Here is a 21,700-nt window from a genome sequence, read left to right as displayed (position 1 = left end):
CCCGGCCTTCCCGTTTGTCTCGTGTCTATGCCGTACGATCAATAGGGCCATAATTCATCTTGTGGTTTCGTTGCGCAACGTGTAGAAGCCTCCGCGGGTACACCCCGAACGGAGGTGTTGATTGCGAGCAGCGCATGGACGGCGACTCCCCGCATCGGTACTCCATCGCCTGTCATTCGTCACGAGTCTTATCCTCAGTCTCACACTTTCTTTTCTCGATCCCTTTCAGACTAGCGTCCATTGGCTGTACGCGCAGCAACTGTCTGCATCGGATGCCGTTCGAATTGTGACCGGCCAGGTCCTGTCCGCGCGCGACAAGAAACCGGTGCGCGATGTACCGGTTCGCTTAGGCAGCCAGACGGCGAAGACCGACGACCGCGGGCTCTATCGATTCGTGAATCCGGCGGCAGGCGATCAGTTGGTGACGGTCGATCCGGCCTGGCTTGCAGGCAAAAGACAGAAGCTCTCTGACGGCACGCTCACCGGCGCCTTTCATGCCGATCCGGTCATGGTGGACGTCGCCGCCGGAGGCGTCACGCAGGCCAAGGCGCCGATCTTCGTGATCGAGCCGGCGAAGAAGAGTCATCGGTTGACCCCGGGCAAAGCCGTCACCATTCAGCCGGCGCACATCCCGGATCTCATCGTGACGATTCCCGATGGCACGACGATTCTGGCCTCCGATGGGACCCCGCACACCGAAATGACCGTCACGCCATTGTCCCCGGATCGTGTGCCGCCGCTGCCGCCTGATGCCGCGCCGCGCACGGTCTACCTGTTCAGTTTCGACAAGCCCGGTGGTGGGACCCCGTCGAAGCCAGTACCGGTGATCTATCCCAACGATCTCGGGGCCCCGCCGGGCGAACGGATCGACCTCTGGTACTACGACAAGACCGACAGGCCGGATAGCCATTCCCATCAGTGGAAGAAGTATGGGCAGGGGACAGTGAGCTCCGATGGCAAGACGATCGTGCCGGACCCCGGTGTGGGGCAACCGAAGTTTTGTGTGAGTTATCCCACCTGGCCCAATTTCACCTACCCGAACCTGGGATTCATGACTGCTGGCGATCCTGTTGATCCGTCGTCAGGGGCCCTGACCATCGAGAAGACCGATCTCGTGTTGCCCGGGGTGCTTCCTATTGCCATCGTGCGGTCCTACCGCACACAAGCGCAAGGCGTCGGCTCGTTCGGGATGGGAGGCGAGTTTACCTACAATCTCTACATCTCAGGCATCGGGACAGCCGCGCTTTCCCTCCTGATGCCCAACGGCAACCGCTATACCTTCTCACAAGAAGTGGATGGCTATTTCCGCAACCAGAACTATCCCTTCCTGAAAGGCGCCCGCGCTCAGGTTTTCCCCGACAGTCATGTCGAAATCAGATGGAAGGACGGGATGACCTACGTGTTCGGCCAGCCGACCGGCGGCGCCGCCTGGCTCATGCAGCAGAAGGATCGGTACAACAACACGCTCACCATCACTCGGAGCTCATTGAATCAACGAGTCGACAGCATTGCCGATCAGTATGGCCGGACCCTCAAGTTCGGCTACACCACGACCGCGAACCAGGCTGGGTCGGCGCTCATCACGTCCATCACCGACCCAATGGGACGGACGGTCGGCTACCAGTATGATGCCCTCCACCGCTTGAGCACGATCACTGCCCCCGACGGCGGCGTCACCATCTACACCTACGACGTGAACAACCGCCTGACCACGATTACGGACCCCCGAGGCATCACCTATCTGACCACGCTCTATTATCCCAGTGGCCTGGTCGCCAAGCAGATCCTCGCCGACGGCGGGACCTATCGATTCGAATACACGCTGGCGGGATCGACCATTACCCAAGCCAAAGTGACCGACCCGCGGGGGAATCCGACCACCTATACCTTCAACAACTATCAGTTCGTGAGCCAGATCGATGCCCCGGGGCAAACGACGCAATTCCAGTTGCAGTCAAGCACGAACTACCTCACGCAGGTCACCGATGCGTTAGGCCGGACCACCGCCTATACCTACGACAGCAACGGGAATGTGGCCTCGATCACCGATCCGGAAAACAATACGACGGCGTTTGAGTATGATGCGACCTACAGCCGGCTCACGAAGATTACCGATGCGATGACTCCGGCCAATATCACCACATTCAGCTATCCCTCTCTGGCTCAAACGACGATTACCGACCCGCTCGGTAAGGTCACGACCATTGCCTACAACAGCCAAGGGCAGCCGACCAGCATCACCGATCCGCTGTCCCATGCGACGACCTTCGAGTACGACAGCTTCGGCAACCTCAAGGCGATGGTCGATGCGCTGAACAACCGTACGGAACGGACCTACGATGCGATTTCCCGGCTGGTCGGGATCAAAGACCCGCGCGGGTTCGTCATGGCCTTTCGCTATGACAATGCCAACCGGGTTCGCTTGATCACAGATGCCAAGAATGGGACGACGCAGTTTGCGTATGACCTGAACGGCAATCTCCTCACCGTCACCGATGCCAAGAGCCAGACGACGACCTATACCTACGACACCATGGATCGGCTGGCCACCCGGAAAGATGCGCTGAATCGGACTGAGACCTATCAGTACGATCTCGCCGGCAATCTCACCCAGTTCATGGACCGCAAGAATCAAACGGCCACATTTACATACGACGCCTTGAACCGAAGAACTGGGGCGACCTATTCCGATGCCACCGTGACTTTCGGTTACGACGCCATCAATCGATTGACCAGCGTGAGTGATTCAGTCGGGGGCGCGATTACCTGGACCTACGACACGGTGAGCGGCGGGCACCATTCGCGCGTGTTGGAGACAACCAGCCCCGGCACGGTGACCGTCGAATACGATGAAATCGGACGCCGGTTCAAACTGTCGGCGAGCGGTCTGACGGATACGACATATAGTTATGACAACAATTCCCGCCTGACCGGTGTCACACAGGGCAGCCAGACCGTTACCCTAGCGTATGACGATGCGGGGCGCCGCACGTCGCTTACCTATCCGAATGGGGTTGTGACCAGCTACGGATATGACAACGCCAACCGCCTATTGACGATCAATCACATCAAGACGCCAACGACCATTGAAGCTCTCACGTACCAGTATGACACTGCCAGCAACCGTGTGTCCCTGAACCGGGCCAACGCCGCCGCTTCGCTGATTCCAACGGCCGTCTCTTCCAACAGCTACGACGCGGCAAATCAACAGACACAGTTCAATGGCATCACGCAGACGTTCGATAGTAACGGCAACCTGACGAACGATGGAACGAATACCTATGCTTGGGACGCCAGGAACCGCTTGACATCAATCAGTGGTGGAGTTAGCGCGAGCTTCGGATATGATGGGCTGAATCGGCGGAAGATCAAGACAATCGGAGGAGTAGCGACAGGATTTTGGTCCGACGGCAATGATGTCTTGGCTGAGCTCAGTGGTACTACACCTTCAACTACCTACATTCGGGGTTTGAGCTTGGATGAACCTTACATCAGAAAAGGCGGCGCGGATGAATTCTACGAAACTGACGCCTTAGGTAGTACCGTAGCCCTCACAAATGGTTCAGGAACACTTCAAACGACTTACACTTACGATCCGTTCGGGCTAACGACGCAGGGTGGCGCTTCTAGCAGTAATAGTTTTCAGTATACCGGGCGCGAACGGGATTTAAGTAGTACATATTATTATCGGGCTAGGTACTACATGCCAACTGTTCGGAGGTTCGCTTCGGAAGATATCTTGAGGCCAGATTCGGAAGCTAACAATTTATTCGTATACGCTCTCAATGATCCAGTAAACCTATCCGACCCACTTGGTCTCAAGCCGCCCCGGAACATACCTCCTACAGTGGATATTTGTAAGAATCTAAGAGATTCGGAAAGAATGTCTACATCGGAATGGATAAAGTTGGTTAAACAACGTGGGCCATGGGATTACAAACGCCAAGGGCGCATATATGAAGATTTCGGAAATTATAACTATGCAATAACCGCACGTGCACAAGGTTTTTCGCCAGATGCTATTAGGCGAGCCGCTGGCTTGGTGCAAGTCTTACAAGGAACTAACGATGTGAGGGACGGTCGGCCTTACTTATTCGCACCATATGGCGATGATCCCTTTGACCAGGCATGGATCAATGAGGCGATAAAGGACTATGACAGTGGGTACTGGAAAATGCTTTGCGGATGTCGGAATCGCTAAACTGCTCACAGTAGTTCTCAGTCTGGCTTTTACGATAGTCGGTTGTGAATCAAGCGACCACCGTAAGCTTGTGGAAGACTTTCCAAAATACGAGACATCATTAAACAAGGCTAGGGAGCTGATATTGGCTTTGCATGCCTCTGTGCAGCTCACTGGGTATATTGTCGAGGAGAATGGTCATGACTCCATTGTCCTCAACAAACATGATGTTGTGGAATTGGAACAGGCTTACACCATCAAGACAGGACCAGCCTTCTCAGATGTACTACGACTGAAAGAAACGCTCCGCAAACTGACAGCTGATAATGCCCATGTTTCAGATCAGAGTGATCTGACGATCGTCATGCGTGGTGGAGGGGTACTGGGTGCTGACATAGGTTATGCATACCTTACCTCCCCTCCTCTCACGCCCATTGCTGGCAAGACGAAATATTTTCCCATACCCTCTGATGTTCACTGGTACGTCTTTGTTCATTAGACAGCAAGGAAATAACTTGAAGATTGAACCAAAAGCGGTTTGGCATGTCTTTGGAACCTGCAACAGAGCGGTATTGCTTGGTCTAGCAGTAGCAACACTCGCAATCATTCTGTATTCAAAGAGCATTGCCGACGGCGCGGGATTTCTGTACGACGAACTCGGCCGCTTGGTGGGTGTTTCCGACAGCACCGGTGTCACGGCGGTCTACAACTACGACGCCGTCGGCAATCTCACGAGCATCGACCGCTTCACGCCGCCGGGCAGCGGCATCGGCCTGTATCTCGCGGCCCCAAGCAGTGGACCCGCCACGACGCAAGTGACGATCCAGGGCTACGGCTTCGATCCGATCCCGGCCAACAACACCGTGCAATTCAACGGGACAGCCGCGACCGTGACTTCTGCCTCAGCCAACACACTGGTGGTCACCGTGCCCAGCATGGCCACGACCGGGTCCATCACAGTCACCAATACGAATGGTACCGCGACCAGTCCCCAATCGTTTACGGTGCCCGCCTTGCCGACCGTGGCGAGCGTCGACCCGGTCACGGTTCCCCCAGGCGCCACCAGCGGCGTGCAGATTACCGGGACTAATCTCTTGAATGCGACCGGGGTGACGTTTGCGCAGGCCGGACTCAGTGTCTCCATTCGTGATGGCGGCACCGCGACAACGCTGCCGATCAGTCTCACTGTGGGCTCGACTGTTCCGTCTGGCACCTATGCGTTCAGCGTCGCGAGTCCGGCCGGGTCTGTGTCCAGCGGCTCGGTCACGATCGGCGTGAGCAGTGCGAACAAACTGGTCTACAGTACCGGCCCGTTGGTGAGCGTGGCGATGCCGCTCAATGCTACCGTGCTGCCGTTCCTCTCGCCCTCTGGCTGGAGTGTGACCGTGGCCCCGCCGACGAGCGCCCAATCGCCGTATCCCAATGTGCCGGCGACCAAAGCGCCGTCGGGGTGGAGCATCACAGTGGCTCCGCCGACCAGCGTCTCGATGCCATGAGGAAGAGGCCTCAACGATGAAGGGTATGCCCATGCGCCGGACCCATGTTGCTCTCCTCATCACCACCTTTCTGGCATCTCACCTGACGGCCCATGCCTTCGACACCGGCAGCACGGGATCACTCGGTGCGCTCGCGCCGGTCTCGAACACGGTGATCACCTTGCCGGCTGACGGCATTCTGAACTACACGACCGTGAACATTCCCGGCGGCGTCACTGTGAGCTTCACGCGGAACGCGCTCAATACGCCGGTCATCCTGCTGGCCCAGGGCGATGTCGTGATCAACGGCACGGTGCATGTGAACGGCAGTGTGGGAGCAGCCGCCAACTCCTCCGCCTTGACCGCCGGCGGCTTGGGTGGCCCGGGCGGCTACCAAGGCGGCAACGGCGGGATGAAGGGCCTCGGCAATACCGTTGGATCACCGGGCCAGGGCCCGGGCGGTGGGAATGCCACGCCGCATGGGACCTACGGCACGCTCTATGGTGGGCTCAATGACTTTCGCACGCTGATTCCTCTCTTCGGCGGCTCCGGCGGGAACGGCGGAACCGGCACGACGACCAATTTCGGACCGTCAGGCGGTGGTGGGGCAGGCGCCCTCGTCATCGCCTCCAACACCAAGATTACCGTGGGCGGGATCGTAAAGGCGAACGGCGGTGATTCCGGCGATTGCTCCGCGGCAGGGGCGGGGAGCGGCGGGGCCCTGCGGTTCGTGGCACCGGAGTTCAACAACACGGGCACCATCGAGTCGCGTGGCGGCTGTGCGAGTCAGGGCTTCGGACGGGTGCGACTCGAATACCAAACATCCCCCAGTGGGATCGGCACGCCGTATCCCTCACCGTACACTTCCAATACTCTTGGGCCGCTGACCGCAACAAGTACGCCTGCACTGACGAATGTGCCCACGGTCTCGATTACAGCCGTGGGTGGCACCAGTGCACCCGGCACGCCAGGCGGCTCGTTTAGCACGCCGGATGTGTCACTCCCTGCCCCAACCACGAACCCAGTGCCGGTCACGGTGACCGCGACCAACACGCCGGTCGGCAGCGTGTTCCAGATCCGCGTGATCCCCCAATTCGGGCCACTCCTCACGGTCTACACGACCATGTCCACCGGGACCTTTGCCAGTTCCACGGCGACCGCCAACGTCATGTTGCCAGTTGGCGTGACCAGCCTGCTTGATGTCTACGGGAGTTATCTCCTGGTCGGCCCGTGACTCTCCAGAGTCCGGATCGCAAGAGAAGAGGGATCGACATGATGAGAACCATAGGGGCGCTCGTGATGCTCGTGGAAACAGTCCTGCTCACTCAGCACCTGGTCTTTGCCCAGGCGTTCAGCAGTGGCAGCACCGGGGCGTTGGGGGCGCTGAACGCCACGACGAATCAGACGATCACGTTACCAGCTGATGGAGTCCTGAACTATACGACCATCACTGTCGCCGCAGGCGTCACGGTGCAGTTCACGGCGAATACGCTAAATACCCCCGTGACGATGCTCGCAACCGGCGATGTGACGATCAACGGCACGATTGCCGTAAATGGCCAGGCGGGCGCGGGAGGCTCGAGCAGCGGAGCCGTGGTCTTAGCGGGCGGAACCGGTGGACCGGGTGGCTATCGCGGTGGTAATGGCGGCTCCCGTGGGGCGACGAACAATACCGGCGCGGCCGGCCAAGGCCCGGGCGGCGGTAATGTCGCCGTCACGGCCTTTGAGGTCTGGGGCGTGCCGGGCTATTCTGCTGTTGTCAATCTCTTGCCCCTCTTCGGCGGGTCCGGTGGTGGGGGTGCGGTCGGGAATGGGACATATTCGGGAAGCTCCGGAGGGGGCGGTGGAGGCGCGATCGTGATCGGCTCGACCACCCAGATTACGATCAATTCGACCGGGGCGATTACCGCGTTAGGTGGCGACGGCGGCGTGGGACAGCAGGGCTGTGGGACGAGCTACGGCGGGGGTGGGAGCGGCGGCGGCATTCGCTTGGTCGCGCCCAAGATTACCAATCTCGGGAATCTGCAAGCGACCGGCGGCAGCACGGCTTGCAATCCGGCCACGGTCAATGCGGCGGGGCGCATCCGCATCGAATCCCATGTGACCGGCACCATCCTCAACACGAATCCGACGGCCTCCATTGTGACGTCACCCGGGCCGATCACGGCGGCGAGTCGTCCAGCCCTGATCAATTTGCCAACGCTGGCGATCAGTACCGTCGCGGGCGCCAGTGTCCCGGCCAATCCCGGCGGCTCCTACACCACGGCTGATGTCACCTTGCCTGGCGGGACGACCAACCCGGTCAGCGTCGTCACAGCCGAAACCAATACGCCGGTTCCCGGCAGTCCTGCGACCACGGTGTGGATGAAAGTGCTGCCCCAGTTTGCGGCCCCGACGACGACGAGCACGACCACGCTCACGGGCACGTTCGCGAACTCGACCGCGACGAACTCTGTCACCCTACCTAACGGCGCCATCAGCGTCTTGCAGGGCTACAGCGCGATGTTTTTGCCATGATCCACCTGCTGGGAGAAACCGTCCCACAGGTGGGTCTACTCTCACCCGGGTGACGCTACGCCTCTTCGGCATTTTGGCAGGTACCGGCGCAGCCTCTGCTTCTCTAGGGCTGGATAGCTCTGTCCCAAGTATTTCGGCCCTGGCCGCTGTGTTTTCTTCAAACGCAGCAGTGTCATCCTCTCGAGGCCCAGCCCATGCCTTCCACTTTGGCAGTACCGATCCCACCGTGTGGTCTAAGGTAAGTCTCCTACGAGATCCTCTATAGTCGCTCCTGGAGCGGAGTTTCAGCGCAAGACATATCCGTAACGGCGTGTCGTTCTGGCATCTCTATCGTCCTGGGTAACATTCAGGGTTCCTCCCGAACGCTGAGTGTCATTTGTCCCCTGCTGGCCACTCCTGTCCCTTACTGTCCCCTACAGGGATATTTCATCACCGCGCGCAGACGGGTACTGTCCGCCCGTGCTGCACGGCACACTTGTGAAAGGAGAGGTATGAAGAAGGTGTTGTTAACGGTTGAGGAACTCGCGGCTGCTCTGCAGATCAGTGTGAAGTCTGTTCGGCGAGCCTATTGGAAAGGCGACATCCCTGTGGAGCGTGTGTGTCGGTTTGTTCGGTTTGATCTCGACGCTGTCAAGGCGGCTCTTCGAGAGAAGGGCCACGTGTCGCTTCAACGATGCCTCTCGGAGCGTACGCAGCGCAGCGCGACCGGCGGCGACAGCCGGCGGCGCGCGCAGCGGACTCGCCCCCGACTCGGTAAGACGGGGGCGTCCATCGCACGGAAAGGGTAGGAGCTGCGGATGTCTGAGTCTCAGGGGTTCACACAGTCGATCGATTGGTTGTCCTTCACCGTGCCCGATATGGCGCTCGACGAGGTGCTGATCAAGCTGGGTGGCGACTGGATCGACAGTGAGAAGGGCTTCCGAGGCTACCCCGTGGCGAAACTCATGACCCAAGGCAAGGGGGGCGTCGGCAAACTCGGGACGGGTGCTCATCGCAATGTGTGTGAAGTCCACGTCGACCTCTCCGGCGGCATCGTCTCCCAGTGGGAGGAGACGCGGCTCAAGGACCTCTTGACCTGGATTCACACCCATCGGGGGCACGTCACCCGGATCGATGTGGCCTTGGATGACCGGGAGGCCACGGTCTCGGTCGCAACGGTGAAAGCGGCCGTCGATGAGGGCAAAGCCGTGACCCGTTCCACGAAATTCAAAGCCCTGGAGGCCTCGAATCATCGCACGGGCGTCCGGACGGGCGAGACGCTGTACTTCGGCAGCCGTGAGAGTCAGACGATGCTGCGCGTGTATGACAAGCGGCTCGAGATGGCAACCCATGGAGCAGAAGATGCCGCGTCCTACGGGGTCCGCTGGGAACTGGAATTTAAAGCCGAACGGGCACAAGCCTGCGCCAAAGCCTTCTTGTACCTCGATCACGAAGACTGGCGATCGTTCATCGTCGGCGTCTTGCGGTCCTATATCGATTTTCGGGAGATCACGCGGGAGGCGGCGCCCTATGAAAAGTATCGGGCCCCGCTGCTGCCCTGGTGGCACGGGCTCACCGAAGGCTTCCGGCGCTGCCGGCTCGTGATCCAGCAGGTCCAGCAACGGCTCGAAGAGGTCGCCCTGTGGCTCGTCAAGGCGGTCAGCCCCATGCTCGCGGTCGTCGTCGCCCGGATGGGCGATCGGTTTCTCCATGACCTGATCTACACCGGCACGACCAAGTGGAAGTCCAAGCACTATGCGCTGCTGCATGAACGACCTGGCGGAGGAGGCACCCCCTATGTCCTCAAGGCGACCTAACGGCTACTCCCGCGGCTGTCCCGGCTGTGGCGTGCGCGGCAGGCCCTGTCATTGGAAAGACGGGGTGCTCTGCCTCGTCTGCACGGACTGTGATTCGGAATTTTGGTTCAAACCCAAAGCTCGGCCGAAAGGCCAAGGCGTGTGGATCAGGCGCCTCGCTGATCCGATTCTCCAAGGAGGGACGATCGATGCAACTCAAAGCGGACGGACAGGTGCAGGGGTATGTGGAACGGAAGAGCAAGGACGGGAAAGTGTTCCGGTCGGTGGATCTGTATCTCAAGGGCAAAGATCCGGGGAACTTGCGGGTGAACATTCCGGAGGACGCGTTCCCGCTCATTGACGTGGTCAAGCAGTTGGAAGGCAAACCGGCGCGGGCCTCGATCGAGGTGCGGAAGTTCGAACAGACCGGCAAGGTCTTCTTCGATCTCACCGCCTTGGAAGGCATGAAGTAAGGATTCCGGACGGAGGAAGGCCAGTGGACCTCACCATTATCCTGATCGCGGTCCTTTTACTGGCCTTCCTCACCGGTCTTCTATCGGGACGGTTATGAAGGAACTGTCACTCACCAGCTATAGCGTCCTCATCTATCTGCTCTTCGCGTCCTTCTGTCTGGCGCCAGTGGAATCGTTGGCGCTTCAGACTACGCAATATGCCCGCGTGGTCGCGCAGGCCGAACGGATCGCCTACCTGGCCGCGCAACGGTCCTCGATTGCGGCGAAGGTCGCCGCGGCTGCCGTCGCGCCGACTCCGGTCTCGATGGCGTTGCGATTGGTCGCGGGGCCGGTAGGCTGGGCGGCCTTAGGGGTGGCCGCTGGCTTCATCATCGCTGACCTGTATTACAGCAGCACGGATCTACAAGGCGTAAAACAGGCCGCATCCCCCGGCACCGGCTACTCGATCCCCGGTTACGCACAATTCCCCGTGACGGCCGGCGGGAATTGTCCCTCGCCGGTTGGGGGCTGCACCGGCCAATGGGCACGTATCCATACCAACGGCTACTGTGATCTCAGTGCGTATCAAGTCTGGCCAGTCCCGGCGGGCTGGGCCTTCGGGGGCTGGGAGACGTGTGGCGATGGCTCGGACATGATCGTCATGGGCGGGACCACTCTGAGCTCCACGCCTCAGACCCCGACCCAGCAACAGGTCCACGACTATCTCGTGGCCCTGCCGGCCTCCCATCCCAAGTCCATCGAATCGCACAGTGGCCCGGTGGGTGACGGGCAAGCGCCGCGTCCGGCGGATGCGATCGACAGCCAGGCAGTCTCCCCACAAGAGCTGCCGACCCAAGTGAAGCCGAAACCAGTCCCGGCGGGCGATGCCGTCGTGGTGGATAACGTGCCGCCGCCCTCGGGCAGCAGCCAACAAACGACGTCGTCACAGCAAACCACGACGACCACCACCACGACCCAGAATCCGGACGGCTCGACGACGCAACAGGAAGAGACGCAGGCCACGACCTCCTGTGCCGCCGGCACGCATGAGAACCGGACGTTTGGGAGTGTGTTGCAGCAGCATCAGACGGCCTGGAGCAATAGCGGGCTGCTCGGGACGTTGAACCTGCTTAAGTCGCTCGCCTGGCCCTCGACCTTGCCGGTGGTGGCATTGCCCTCGGCCTACTTCGGGAATCAGCAGGTCGATTTCAATCAATGGGCTTGGTTCTTCGTTGTGCTGCGTACGCTCGTGATTGCGATGGCCTCGCTCGGCGCTTATCGCATCATCTTTGTCGGAGGGCGCACATGACCGCGATCCTCACGCTGATCTATTGCTGGCTTCAAGAGTTCTTCTTCTCGCTGACGGATTGGGGCCTGGATCTCTGGGACTCACTGCTCTCTGTGGCGGATAGCTCCCTGAGCACGATCGGGACGGCAGGGCTGACGCTGCCGGTGATTCCTGATCAATACGCCTGGGTCCTGGGGGCCACGGGCATGAGCCAAGCACTGGCCATTGTCGCGGGCGCGATGGGGACTCGGTTCATCCTGCAAACCATTCCATTCGTCCGGTGGGGTTCATGAAGACCTTGGTCATGCTCTGGGCCTACTGGTGGACGGCGGTCTTGGCCTGGACCATCTGGGTCAAGTTGCAGAGGCCTCGATGATCGAACTCTACGAAGGCGTGCCGGGCTCGGGGAAGTCCTATCACGCGGTCTGCGAGAAATTCTTGCCCTGGGTCCGTCACGGCCGCCGCCTCTACATCTATGTCGATGGGATCTATCTCGACCGGCTGGCGCTGTTTACCGGCATCGAGCGGGAGACCCTGGAACAGCAAATCACCGTATGGCGAGACTCTACTGAAGTGTTGCAGGCCTTCCAGCATGTCCAGCCCGGCTCGGCCGTGATCATCGATGAGGCCCAGACGGTCTTCCGGTCCATGCAGAAGGTCGAGGCCGGCTTGCTGCGCTGGCTCGAAACGCATCGGCATTATGGGGTGGACATCCTGCTCATGAGTCAGGACTTCCGGCAGATGTCGCAAGGGGTGACACGGCTGATCGAAGCGACCGTGAAGTTCCGCAAGCTGGCCTTTGTCGGGATGTCGAACCGGTATCAGGGCAAGGTGCGCGGGAATCCTGAAGATAACGAGACGATTCGGGCGTTCGTCGGGACCTATGCCCCGTCGGTCTATGCCTATTACTCGAGCTATGCGGCGGCGGCGATTCGGGAAGAAAAGCGCAGCCACACGATTTTCAAGTCGGCACGCGTGGCGATCGGCATCGCCGCAGGGCTGTTCGCCCTCGCGCTGATGCTGTGGCGGCCCTGGTCCTCCTTGACGGCGCAGAAAGGCACGCCTGGGGCAGCCAGCACGTCGGCCAGTGCCTCCACCGCAACGAATGGCGGGCCCTCCATGGTATCTGGAGGCCCAGGCAGTCTGCTCGGCCCCTTCGGGGCGACCACACCACCGGCGGCCGTCACTGAGCGGCGCCGGCGTTTATACGCGTGCTGGGTGGGGTGGGGCTCTCGGCGAAGCGAGGCAGCTGGCGGTATCTGCTCGACAGTGGTGAGATTTTGACCGCGGCCCAGATTGCCGGCCGCTATGGCCTCACGGTCTCCGAAGTCTTCGAAGATGGGACGATGCGTCTGGTGGGAGAAGGGATTCTCTATGGACCTGCCGGCGATTGAGGCGATGACCTTCTTGACCGCGATCTTCTGGCTCGGCGGCTTTGCCGTGGGCCTGATCATCAAGCTGCTCTTGCCTCAGGGACACTGAGGCGCTCTTCCGCCGGAGAGGAATCCGGCGGCGTTCGGTGGACGGGTCCACCACACAGGGAGGTGGGGTATGTGCGGTTTGGAATGGCTCAAGGGACTGCTCATGGCGATCCTGGTCGCCTTGGCGGTCCCGGCCGTCTCCTCGGCCCAGTTGTTTCCGGTGTCGGCAGATGTCTCCACGGTGCGGGGGGATCTGCTGTTGTGGGCCACAGCCTTGATTGGCGTGGCCCTGGCGATCTACGCCTTTAAGCGGGTGCGCGGCTTGGTCAGCGGCTAAGCGCGATCGGAGGCAGGCGCTCGCCGCCTGCCTCCCCTGTTCGAAGGAGAGAGACCCATGACGGCGTCACAGATTCAGACGATCGGCAATGCGCTGGCCACCGACCTCGTCGCCTGGGGGACGGCGGCGATCGGGCTCGCGCTCGTGGCGGCCGGAGCTGCGTGGGTGCTGCGCCTGTTGCGCTAGCTGCCAGGCCAGCCCTGATCCGCAAAGCTATAGTAGCGGTCGTCCCCGAGGATGAGATGGTCCAGGAGCGGAATGCCCAGCAGGTCGGCGACCTCGCGCAAGCGCTTCGTGAGGACCAGATCCTCCTGGCTTGGCGTGATGTCTCCTGAAGGATGGTTGTGGGCACAGAGGCAGGCGCCGGCATTCATGAGGATCACCGGCTTAAAGACTTCGCGCGGATGGACAATGGCCAGCGACAAGGAGCCGATCGAGACGATGTTAATCCCGATGACGGCGTGTTTGGCGTCCAGGCCACAGATGAGAAAGTGCTCCCGGTCCAAGCCCTCGAACAAGGGCCGGAGGAGGGCCGCGGCTCCCACGGACGTCTGCACGGTCCCCGAGGCTGGAAGGGCACGGCCCTCTCGAACAAGGGTCACGCGGTAACGAGGGATTCCGTACGTCCGGCTCGAGTTCGACCGCGGTGAACTGTTCAACACTTCGTTGTGACCATCGAACGGCATGGCCGCCTCCTAAAAAAATATTTTAGCCCCACCCTGCACAAACAGGGAGGGTGGGGCGTGAAGGAGGACGCGAGCCGGGGCTCTCGCAGGGGGCAGGCCTGGACGGGCGGCGGCCGGCACGGAGGGGACCGGGAGGGCCTGTCCCCCTGCTCCCCAGCTCCGGCCCGCACCCGCTCAATGCATTTCCCACGGCGGCGGTAATTTAGTTCGGGCCTATATAGAGGTGCAAAAGGCCCAATAGACGTCTTTCACAAATTCCCGGCAGGAGCTAACATGGGTAGACTTTTGACATTAGCTGAAGCAGCGAAGTATCTGGGCATTTCCAAGCTGACCTTGTATGGATGGGTATCAGCGAGAAAGATTCGATTCGTGAAAATTGGGCGCCTTGTGAAATTCAAACAGCAAGATCTCGACCAGTGGATCGATCAGCACACGGTGAAGGCGAGAGAGGCCGAACGTGGCGGGGGCGGTTCACTGAGTTACTAGTGGAAGGGAAGCGGGGGACGACATGGGACTGACGAAGCGCAAGGATTCATACTACGTCGCATTCAGTGTCATGGTGGCTGATGATGGAAAGACTCTGAAGCTTGCCCCAGGAGTACCGGGTGCGAAGTTGAAGCGATGGAAGGTGGGATGCCTGAACAAGGGCATTGCGAAGGAGATGGAAGCGACGATACGCACAAATCTCCTTCAGGGCAAGGTGCTGACGGATGAGGCTAGGCCGGTCCTATTCTCACAGTGGGCGAAGGAGTACTTGAGCCTTGAAGAAGTACAGCGCCTCCGTTCCTTCAGCACTCGTGCAATTCATGTCAGTCATCTTCTGAGGTTCTTCAGCAATCGAGCATTGACTGCAATTACCTGTGAGGATGTTAGGAGGTACAGAGCCTGGAGGGCAGGACATGGCGTATCAATCCAAACTGTGAATCATGACCACATGACTCTGACGCGCATGTTGAATGTAGCGATGTCCGACCAATTCAATTTGGTATCTCGCAACGTCTCTGCTGCTGTTCCGAAGCCCGATCCTAAAAACGAGCGAGACCGCATTGTCACGCCTGAAGAGTGGGCAGCAATCCGAGACCATGCGGCACCACACCTCAAGAGGTTCCTTACTGTGGCTTACGATCTTGGGGCAAGGCGTGGAGAACTTCTGCGTCTCGAATGGCCCGATGTGGACATGAAGCGGAAGGAGTTCACTCTTCGAGAAACCAAAAACGGAGAGGCGAGAACCGTCCCGATGACTCCCGAAGTTCACGAGGCATTCCGGGAATGCTGGAAAGAGCGGAGACTCGACACTCCCAGGGTATTTCTGTACAAGGGGCGTCCCATTGAGTGCCGACTGACGACAGCATTCAAGGCAGCGTGCCGAAGGGCGGGCGTTGTGTACGGGAGAAAGAATGGAGGGATTACCGCTCACGATTTCCGACACTCAGCGGCAACTACCTTGAGAAGGGCAGGGGTGGACACGATGACCGCGATGAAGATAATTGGTCACAAGTCGGAGAAGATGCACAGGAGGTACAATCAGATTTCTCCTGCTGACCTTCACCACGCCGTCGGCAAGCTAGTGACCTACCACGCAACCACTGCCGAGCAATCCTCTGACGTTGACACGGTAATGACACCGAGCAAGTTGCACCAAGAGGCGTGATGATGTAAGATGGCGAATCTTCGAGAGGGGCGGGCGTAGCTCAGTGGTAGAGTCCTTGCTTCCCAAGCAAGTTGTCGTGGGTTCAAATCCCATCGCCCGCTCCAAACCGTTCTAAACTCCCTACTCCCGACCGCCGGATCAGCACGAGTGATCCCGATCGTTGCCGGTGGATTAATTCGCCGGTGATGCTGATTTCGCATGATTCGCCAACCTAAGCGTTCAGATATCTACCCTCGGCGGATAGCCAGTCTCCGGAACCGTTTCCGCATCGGCTTCGCGTCTTCCTCGCCCGGTTCAGTCCCCACTTCGGCAAGGTTCCTTGCCCGCGTCGGCTCGCTCGAGCGGCCATGGCGTGAGAGTCGTGTGGCCTAGGTTACGGATGAAGCAGCGCGTGGGGGAATGGGGAACTTGTTTGTGAGAGGACCAGGGACTTAGCATGACCGGTCCTGAGCGGTTGTCAGGGATATACGAGGGAAAGAATCTGATTGATCAGGCCGATGCTGTCAGCTCGACGAGTCCGTCTTGATGGGCGCGGATCAGGAGCTTCTGGCGGTTCGACACACCCATCTTGTCGAAGATGCTCGTGAGATGATGCCGGACAGTAGTTTCGGAGATGCAGAGTCGTTCGGCAATATCTCGATTGGAAAGTCCTTGACCGACCAAGCCCACGACCATGCGCTCGCGATCTGTGAGTAACCCGGTCCCACGCCCCACCTCAACCGGGCCTCGCTTCGTTCCATTTCTCACTTCATTGACCAGCGTCGGAGTAGCTTGGCAGGGGGCGACGACTTCCATGGCTAATTCATCCGACTGGCCCTCGATCATGGCCATCAACACAGCCGGAGGTTGACACTTGAGCACGATCCCATCCGCCCCAATTCCCAATGCCTGCCGGGCACGATCCACGTCGCTCCACCCGCAGAGCAAAAGAATCTTTGCCTGAGGGGCCACCTGCTTGTAGCTCTTCACCGCTTCAACGACGTTGATCTCCGACTCGAGATCGACCACTACGCAATCGGGCCGTTCCTGTTGCAACAATCCGCAGGCAGGAATGCCTCCATGCGATTCGCCGACGAGCAGGATTCCTAGATTAGTTTCAATCAGGCGGCGAAGTCCCATGCGCGCCAGAAGGTTTCCGCTTACGAGCGCCACGCGAACGGTCAAGGTTGTCTTAGCCATGATCTCCAACGATGAATTGTAACGTGAAATGCTACGTAGAAATTCGTCTCATTGCAGGTGTAGGCATATGCATACACCGAGGCAATAATCTCATACCATTGGAGTATGCCGCAACAGGGGGAAGACCATTAAGGGCCTTCAAATTGGCTCTAAATGCCACTTTATCGAGGGTGCTCGACATTTGTGCCATTCCACAATGTGTTCAAAAATGTTCGACGTGCTGATGTGTCGGCATATTTTGGGTCAAATTGGAACATACGTATAGTCGTGGTTTGTATTACGTTGTTGTTCTGCTCAGGCTTAACCGAAGCGGTCTCAAGGGAAATTTTGCATTGGCTTCTCTGGGTACGAAGTATTTCCACCGCAATTGATTTCAGAGGTGGGAGTTGCACGTTCAAGAACGCTGGCACAAAGAGCTCGATGGACAATTCATGAGTGCCGAAAATAAAAGCACAATCATCCGATGCGTGGAAGGCTCGCAGGCCTGTAAAACACAACCCACTCTTGTGGGACTCACGGGGCGAAGCTATGCCGATTACATGCAAAGCCACTGCAACAGATGAAATGGTTACGGGCGGAACTTGTGTTTCCGACGTTCGCTGGTATGCGATCAAGACCCATTCCCGTCACGAGAAGCAGGTGCGCGATCGGCTGGAGTCCATCGGCATTGAACCCCTCTTGCCCCTGACCAAGCAGTGTCGCCAATGGTCGGACCGCAAGGTTTGGAAGACGCTGCCGCTGTTTGCTGGATACTGCTTCGCGCGATTTGCGCTTTCGAACAGCCTGGCAGTGCTTCAAACCCCGGGAATCGTCCGCATCGTCGGTGTCGTGAAGCCGGAACCGATCTCGGACGAAGAGCTGCTTGCGCTCCAACGATTGGCCTGCACGGATCGACTCGTCGAAGCGCACGATTACTTCACGGAAGGTACGTGGGTGGAGGTGATCCGAGGTCCGCTCACCGGACTTCGCGGACAGTTGGTGCGAAAAAATAAACAACACGGATTGATCATCCGAACCCACTTGATCCAACAGGCCGCGCTCGTTCACATCGACGCAGACGAAGTCCTGGCGCTCAGCTAGGTTCAAGTTCATCGCTCTACGCTTAACCAAGACTGTCCGGTACTGCTCGTAGCGGTTTCCGGACATCACGATTACATCATGGCAAAGCCTCGCTTTACTGCCCCGGACATTGCACGCATTCTTACCGAAGCCCAACAAGGGGTTTCGACGGAACATTTGTGCGATCGCTACGGCATATCTGTGCGTACGTTGCAGCGGTGGCAGGCAAAGGCTCGCGTCATGGAGTCGGTCCATTCCGAGCGGCTGCGAGTGTTGGAATTGGAACATGAGAATCGCCGGCTCAAGCAAAAAGTTGCCGAATTGTCGTTGGACTACCATGCGCTGAGGGTGGCGCTGGTCCAAGATCCGAACAGCGAATGCTGATGCGCGACCCAAATGGGGATTCCGCGAACCGCGACGGCCGGCGCTATGCATGTCTGGTGTGAGAGTCGCTCAGAGAGAAATGATGGCGAGAGTGCAGGCACTGATTCTTCGTGTCGGGATTGCCACGGTTATCCTGGTTGCGACCATGTTGGTGATCGTCGCCCCGGTGTTTTGCCAGCAGGCCACCGTCGTCCCGTCCCAGGGCTTTGGAGCCGGTACATTCGGTGGACAGGGATACATGTGGCTTTCTCAATTCGCGAATCCGGGTATTCTCGGCGCGCTGTACCTGACGCCCACGTTTCCCTGGACGGGCATCTACCCGATCTACCCCTCAAATTACATTCCGTTGGTTGAAGGCGAAGGACTGTCGGCGGGGCCCTTCAAACTCCATCCCTTTATGGGCATTGCGGAAATGTATACCGACAACGTCTTTCGGACCAGGGCGAAACAGAGCGATTTCCTCACGACGGTTGCGCCAGGACTGCAAGCTCAACTTCCGGTCGGTAGCAGGCACCTATTCGTTGCGGACTATCGTACCAATATCCAGTTTTTCCATCGCAATCCATCCAATAACGTTCAGGACCAGACGGCGTCCGGCTTGATGCGTTTCAATCTCGCCAGCGGCCTCAAATTGGATTTTCAGGGGGAGCAGAAATTGGGCCACGACCCACGAGGTTCAGCCCTCGATCAGCAATCCCTGGAACTGAACAAGTGGACGGCCACAAGTTTTACCGGGCGTGCTGAGTACGAAGGCGGTATTCTCGGGACCAGGCTCAGCATGCAAACGATGCATTGGCACTATCTGAACAACTCGCAGGCGCTTATCCGCGACAGAACCAGCAATTACATAGGTCTTACCTTCTCGGGGAAAGCACAGCCGAATACGTCCGCGCTGGTCGACGTGTCGGTTCGCCAAGAAGATTACGACGATAACAAAAACCTAAACAGCACGACGTATACGATCAGCGGGGGAGCTAAGTGGGAGGCGAGCGGGAATACGTCCGGCGAATTTCTTGTCGGATATCAGTTCCTGAAGTTTACTCAAGCCCAAACAAACCAACCCGGCCCGGTCCTCAGCCTATTTCGGCGTGACCAGGATTCCTATTCCAGCCTCTATGTTATGGGGCGATTGGCTTGGGCGCCGGTCAACGGTCTTCTGCTCACGCTCCAACCGTACCGTACAGTCCAGCAGACCGTGATAGCGGGAACATCATTTTTCACCGCCACGGGCGTCAATCTTTCTGCGGCATATCCGTTAGGGCTTAGGATGACCGCTACGGCCAATTTGGGTTATGAGAACGACCGATTTTCTACTCCCGCCGGCGCGTCGTCGGGGACGCCGGTTCGTTCAGACGACTTGAAGAACGCCGCAATCGGTCTCAACTATCGGGCGGTCCAGTGGCTTGGTATCGGTCTGCAGTATGTGTTTGAAGACCGGCGCTCGAAGGTCGATTCGTTCACATATCAGGCCAATACCGCAATGCTCTCGGTGCAGGGGATGTTCTAGGTATCCGGGGTCTGCGTGGTTGCACAAGGACATGGAAAGGCTGCGTTATCGAACCGTCACACCGGTTGGTGCTGCCGGAGGCATCGTATCCGGTGTCTGGGAGGTATAGGCAATGACTGCCTCTGCATTCCGGATCCGGACGGTTGTGACTGGTGGTGACAACGTCCCATCTTCCAGCAGAATCTGGGCCGGTGAAGCGAGGCTGACCGTGGCTGCAGTGGCATCCCCGAAGTCGGTACAGGTCGCGGAGTCTTGTGGGCGAACCAGGACAAGGGCTTTTGAATAAGTTCGGCCAAATATCTGGTAGGCGCATCCGGCAGTGCCTTGCTGATAGACGAGTGTCGAGCCGATCGGTTTCCCGACATCGACTTGATACGCAGGGAGCCATTCACCTTGGTCGTTGATCCATTGATTGGTGGAAGGGGTCTCATCAGAGCAGAAGCCGGGGTTAAAGTAGACCAGGCCAGCACTGCCGGTCGGTTCCTTGAACTGATAATAGCTGGCTAAGCGCCACATCCGGTAGCGAGCGGCTTTGGTTGCATAGTTGCCGTTCGTCAGGTTTGCAGGTCCCGTATAGCACCATCGTCCGTGCAGATCGACCAGGCCCCCCGCGGTGGTTACTGAATTAATGAGGTTCACGTAGTTCTGGTAGTCGGATGGGCCGGTGAATCCGTCAAGTCGATGTTTGCTTTCCGTGCTCAAACCTTGAATGGCCGTCACTTGAGGCAACAGCCAAGGATGCAGTCCATTTTCATTGGCGTTGATCAGCGCTTTCTTTCCAGCCTGCGAAGCCTGCACAGAAAACGACGAGAGCCAGTTCGCGACTGAGGCGGCATAGTCCGATTCAAATTGCACATTTCCGGGGCGCCGAGCGGCAAATTCTCTGATACCGCCGCCGGATACCACCACCGTTTGGTAGTTGAAACTGAGCGGCCAAGAGAAGCCTGGCGCGTGCTCATCGATCCACAAGTAGCGGCTTGTGTCGATGTTGAATCCGTACACATTCGTAGAGCCGAGGAGTTTCGACGATTTCCACGTTCTGAAGGCCGTTGATTGGGGGTTGAGGACGAATCGCCGATCATTCCACAAATGCGTCTGGACCCTGCAGGTTGCCGTCATCGCCGTGCCCTCCGGGCAGCCGGGGATGGAGGCGGTTCCGACAACTTGGGTGCGATCAAGAGTGTAAAACGTCAGTACCGTGGGCTCGGAGAAATGCAAGAACACCTCTTCCGCCACGCCAGTCAGATTGTCTTTGGTGAACGCCGTCAGATCCATTTGATAGCTGAACATTTCAATGGTCGGGTTCAGGGATCGAAGAGTCGGTCCGTTGCCATGGACTTCAACGGCGTCGAGATGAGACGTGTACCACTGGTAAGAATCCGGGGGAATCGTTGTCAGGAAAAGTGAACGAGCGTAGGCGAATACGTTGATGTGAGGCCAATGCGGGGTCTGCGGAGCCGGAGGCAGAGCCAAGGACTGTCCATAGCTCAAAGTCGTCATGCCTGGGAGCAGGGCACTCAGGGCAAGCGCGAGAACCAGGCCGATGCGGAAAATGACTCGATTGAATGAAGACCTGCTCATTGGTTTCAGCCTTGTTGGAGAGCGAACCTTGTGTGATTGGCGACTAGCGGCCCAGTGAGGCATGGGGGCATCATAGGTACGCAGGCATAATAGCATACCCTATGCCAGGGAAAACCCTTTGAGACGGCGACTATCCGAGTATTTCAGGCAACGCCAATGAAGGAAAAACCCTGCGGAATGTACTCAATCGGTCATGCACCGTTCGCTT

21 protein-coding genes and 1 tRNA gene are annotated in these 21,700 nt (G+C 58.6%); 19 read left to right on the top strand and 3 right to left on the bottom strand.

Annotated elements, in window-relative coordinates:
* Nucleotides 1–121 precede the first annotated feature (121 nt).
* From KF814_01540 to KF814_01480, 13 genes are all read left to right on the top strand, one after another.
* The gene (locus tag KF814_01540) at nt 122–4,201 is read left to right on the top strand and encodes a hypothetical protein (protein ID MBX3234809.1); all 4,080 of its coding nucleotides are present in this window, start codon (nt 122–124) and stop codon (nt 4,199–4,201) included.
* Complete coding sequence (locus KF814_01535) at nt 4,161–4,679, top strand: hypothetical protein (GenBank protein MBX3234808.1); 519 nt, start codon at nt 4,161–4,163, stop codon at nt 4,677–4,679. Before KF814_01540 ends, KF814_01535 begins: the two co-directional genes overlap by 41 nt.
* A gap of 16 nt (nt 4,680–4,695) precedes the next feature.
* Nucleotides 4,696–5,676 carry an IPT/TIG domain-containing protein gene (locus KF814_01530; GenBank protein MBX3234807.1) on the top strand — a complete coding sequence of 327 codons (981 nt, stop codon included), beginning with the start codon at nt 4,696–4,698 and terminating at the stop codon, nt 5,674–5,676.
* 16 nt (nt 5,677–5,692) lie between these two features.
* The gene (locus KF814_01525) at nt 5,693–6,889 is read left to right on the top strand and encodes a hypothetical protein (protein MBX3234806.1); all 1,197 of its coding nucleotides are present in this window, start codon (nt 5,693–5,695) and stop codon (nt 6,887–6,889) included.
* A gap of 38 nt (nt 6,890–6,927) precedes the next feature.
* A complete protein-coding gene (locus tag KF814_01520) occupies nt 6,928–8,172 on the top strand; it encodes a hypothetical protein (protein MBX3234805.1) in 1,245 nt (414 codons plus the stop codon).
* A 491-nt stretch (nt 8,173–8,663) separates the two neighbouring features.
* On the top strand, nt 8,664–8,960 hold the full coding sequence (locus KF814_01515) for a helix-turn-helix domain-containing protein (GenBank protein ID MBX3234804.1): 297 nt from the start codon (nt 8,664–8,666) through the stop codon (nt 8,958–8,960).
* Nucleotides 8,961–8,969: 9 nt separating this feature from the next.
* Complete coding sequence (locus KF814_01510; protein MBX3234803.1) at nt 8,970–9,968, top strand: replication initiation factor domain-containing protein; 999 nt, start codon at nt 8,970–8,972, stop codon at nt 9,966–9,968.
* A gap of 188 nt (nt 9,969–10,156) precedes the next feature.
* A complete protein-coding gene (locus KF814_01505) occupies nt 10,157–10,420 on the top strand; it encodes a hypothetical protein (protein ID MBX3234802.1) in 264 nt (87 codons plus the stop codon).
* A 94-nt stretch (nt 10,421–10,514) separates the two neighbouring features.
* A complete protein-coding gene (locus KF814_01500) occupies nt 10,515–11,708 on the top strand; it encodes a hypothetical protein (GenBank protein ID MBX3234801.1) in 1,194 nt (397 codons plus the stop codon).
* Nucleotides 11,705–11,980 (top strand): hypothetical protein, encoded by a 276-nt coding sequence (locus tag KF814_01495; protein MBX3234800.1) that lies wholly within the window; start codon nt 11,705–11,707, stop codon nt 11,978–11,980. Before KF814_01500 ends, KF814_01495 begins: the two co-directional genes overlap by 4 nt.
* Nucleotides 11,981–12,059: 79 nt before the next feature.
* Complete coding sequence (locus KF814_01490; GenBank protein MBX3234799.1) at nt 12,060–12,971, top strand: hypothetical protein; 912 nt, start codon at nt 12,060–12,062, stop codon at nt 12,969–12,971.
* Nucleotides 12,972–13,025: 54 nt separating this feature from the next.
* Entirely contained in the window at nt 13,026–13,169 is a 144-nt protein-coding gene (locus KF814_01485) for a hypothetical protein (GenBank protein ID MBX3234798.1), read from the top strand.
* A 69-nt stretch (nt 13,170–13,238) separates the two neighbouring features.
* Nucleotides 13,239–13,445 (top strand): hypothetical protein, encoded by a 207-nt coding sequence (locus tag KF814_01480; protein ID MBX3234797.1) that lies wholly within the window; start codon nt 13,239–13,241, stop codon nt 13,443–13,445.
* Between the two features lie 182 nt (nt 13,446–13,627).
* On the opposite strand, the gene KF814_01475 is transcribed toward KF814_01480, so the two are convergent.
* Nucleotides 13,628–14,131, bottom strand: coding sequence for a JAB domain-containing protein (locus KF814_01475; protein ID MBX3234796.1), 504 nt, complete (start codon nt 14,129–14,131; stop codon nt 13,628–13,630).
* A gap of 273 nt (nt 14,132–14,404) precedes the next feature.
* Here KF814_01475 and KF814_01470 point away from each other — a divergent pair, with 273 nt between their 5' ends.
* The 3 genes from KF814_01470 to KF814_01460 all read left to right on the top strand — a co-directional run bounded on the left by KF814_01470 (nt 14,405) and on the right by KF814_01460 (nt 15,886).
* A complete protein-coding gene (locus KF814_01470) occupies nt 14,405–14,617 on the top strand; it encodes a helix-turn-helix domain-containing protein (GenBank protein ID MBX3234795.1) in 213 nt (70 codons plus the stop codon).
* A gap of 22 nt (nt 14,618–14,639) precedes the next feature.
* The gene (locus tag KF814_01465; GenBank protein MBX3234794.1) at nt 14,640–15,782 is read left to right on the top strand and encodes a site-specific integrase; all 1,143 of its coding nucleotides are present in this window, start codon (nt 14,640–14,642) and stop codon (nt 15,780–15,782) included.
* 29 nt (nt 15,783–15,811) lie between these two features.
* Nucleotides 15,812–15,886 (top strand) — tRNA-Gly (locus KF814_01460).
* A 385-nt stretch (nt 15,887–16,271) separates the two neighbouring features.
* On the opposite strand, the gene KF814_01455 is transcribed toward KF814_01460, so the two are convergent.
* Complete coding sequence (locus KF814_01455; GenBank protein MBX3234793.1) at nt 16,272–16,961, bottom strand: response regulator transcription factor; 690 nt, start codon at nt 16,959–16,961, stop codon at nt 16,272–16,274.
* Between the two features lie 528 nt (nt 16,962–17,489).
* Between KF814_01455 and KF814_01450 the strand changes: the two genes are divergently transcribed.
* The 3 genes from KF814_01450 to KF814_01440 all read left to right on the top strand — a co-directional run bounded on the left by KF814_01450 (nt 17,490) and on the right by KF814_01440 (nt 19,911).
* Complete coding sequence (locus KF814_01450; GenBank protein ID MBX3234792.1) at nt 17,490–18,041, top strand: UpxY family transcription antiterminator; 552 nt, start codon at nt 17,490–17,492, stop codon at nt 18,039–18,041.
* 78 nt (nt 18,042–18,119) lie between these two features.
* On the top strand, nt 18,120–18,404 hold the full coding sequence (locus KF814_01445; GenBank protein ID MBX3234791.1) for a transposase: 285 nt from the start codon (nt 18,120–18,122) through the stop codon (nt 18,402–18,404).
* Between the two features lie 91 nt (nt 18,405–18,495).
* Nucleotides 18,496–19,911 carry an outer membrane beta-barrel protein gene (locus KF814_01440; GenBank protein ID MBX3234790.1) on the top strand — a complete coding sequence of 472 codons (1,416 nt, stop codon included), beginning with the start codon at nt 18,496–18,498 and terminating at the stop codon, nt 19,909–19,911.
* Nucleotides 19,912–19,956: 45 nt separating this feature from the next.
* Here KF814_01440 and KF814_01435 read toward each other — a convergent pair whose 3' ends face one another.
* Nucleotides 19,957–21,492 carry a hypothetical protein gene (locus tag KF814_01435; GenBank protein MBX3234789.1) on the bottom strand — a complete coding sequence of 512 codons (1,536 nt, stop codon included), beginning with the start codon at nt 21,490–21,492 and terminating at the stop codon, nt 19,957–19,959.
* Nucleotides 21,493–21,700 lie beyond the last annotated feature (208 nt).

The organism is Nitrospiraceae bacterium (assembly GCA_019637075.1).
In the GTDB taxonomy this organism is placed as follows: Bacteria; Nitrospirota; Nitrospiria; order Nitrospirales; family Nitrospiraceae; genus JAHBWI01.
This window is presented reverse-complemented; position numbering and strand designations above follow the sequence as displayed.

Bases quoted from the DNA above. Each gene is read 5' to 3' on its own strand.
- KF814_01505 (MBX3234802.1), top strand. From the start codon at position 10,157: ATGCAACTCAAAGCGGACGGACAGGTGCAGGGGTATGTGGAACGGAAG.
- KF814_01490 (MBX3234799.1), top strand. From the start codon at position 12,060: ATGATCGAACTCTACGAAGGCGTGCCGGGCTCGGGGAAGTCCTATCAC.
- KF814_01510 (MBX3234803.1), top strand. From the start codon at position 8,970: ATGTCTGAGTCTCAGGGGTTCACACAGTCGATCGATTGGTTGTCCTTC.
- KF814_01495 (MBX3234800.1), top strand. From the start codon at position 11,705: ATGACCGCGATCCTCACGCTGATCTATTGCTGGCTTCAAGAGTTCTTC.
- KF814_01480 (MBX3234797.1), top strand. From the start codon at position 13,239: ATGTGCGGTTTGGAATGGCTCAAGGGACTGCTCATGGCGATCCTGGTC.
- KF814_01450 (MBX3234792.1), top strand. From the start codon at position 17,490: ATGCCGATTACATGCAAAGCCACTGCAACAGATGAAATGGTTACGGGC.
- KF814_01445 (MBX3234791.1), top strand. From the start codon at position 18,120: ATGGCAAAGCCTCGCTTTACTGCCCCGGACATTGCACGCATTCTTACC.
- KF814_01435 (MBX3234789.1), bottom strand. From the start codon at position 21,492: ATGAGCAGGTCTTCATTCAATCGAGTCATTTTCCGCATCGGCCTGGTT.
- KF814_01515 (MBX3234804.1), top strand. From the start codon at position 8,664: ATGAAGAAGGTGTTGTTAACGGTTGAGGAACTCGCGGCTGCTCTGCAG.
- KF814_01500 (MBX3234801.1), top strand. From the start codon at position 10,515: ATGAAGGAACTGTCACTCACCAGCTATAGCGTCCTCATCTATCTGCTC.
- KF814_01455 (MBX3234793.1), bottom strand. From the start codon at position 16,961: ATGGCTAAGACAACCTTGACCGTTCGCGTGGCGCTCGTAAGCGGAAAC.
- KF814_01520 (MBX3234805.1), top strand. From the start codon at position 6,928: ATGATGAGAACCATAGGGGCGCTCGTGATGCTCGTGGAAACAGTCCTG.
- KF814_01470 (MBX3234795.1), top strand. From the start codon at position 14,405: ATGGGTAGACTTTTGACATTAGCTGAAGCAGCGAAGTATCTGGGCATT.
- KF814_01525 (MBX3234806.1), top strand. From the start codon at position 5,693: ATGAAGGGTATGCCCATGCGCCGGACCCATGTTGCTCTCCTCATCACC.
- KF814_01465 (MBX3234794.1), top strand. From the start codon at position 14,640: ATGGGACTGACGAAGCGCAAGGATTCATACTACGTCGCATTCAGTGTC.
- KF814_01475 (MBX3234796.1), bottom strand. From the start codon at position 14,131: ATGCCGTTCGATGGTCACAACGAAGTGTTGAACAGTTCACCGCGGTCG.
- KF814_01485 (MBX3234798.1), top strand. From the start codon at position 13,026: ATGGGACGATGCGTCTGGTGGGAGAAGGGATTCTCTATGGACCTGCCG.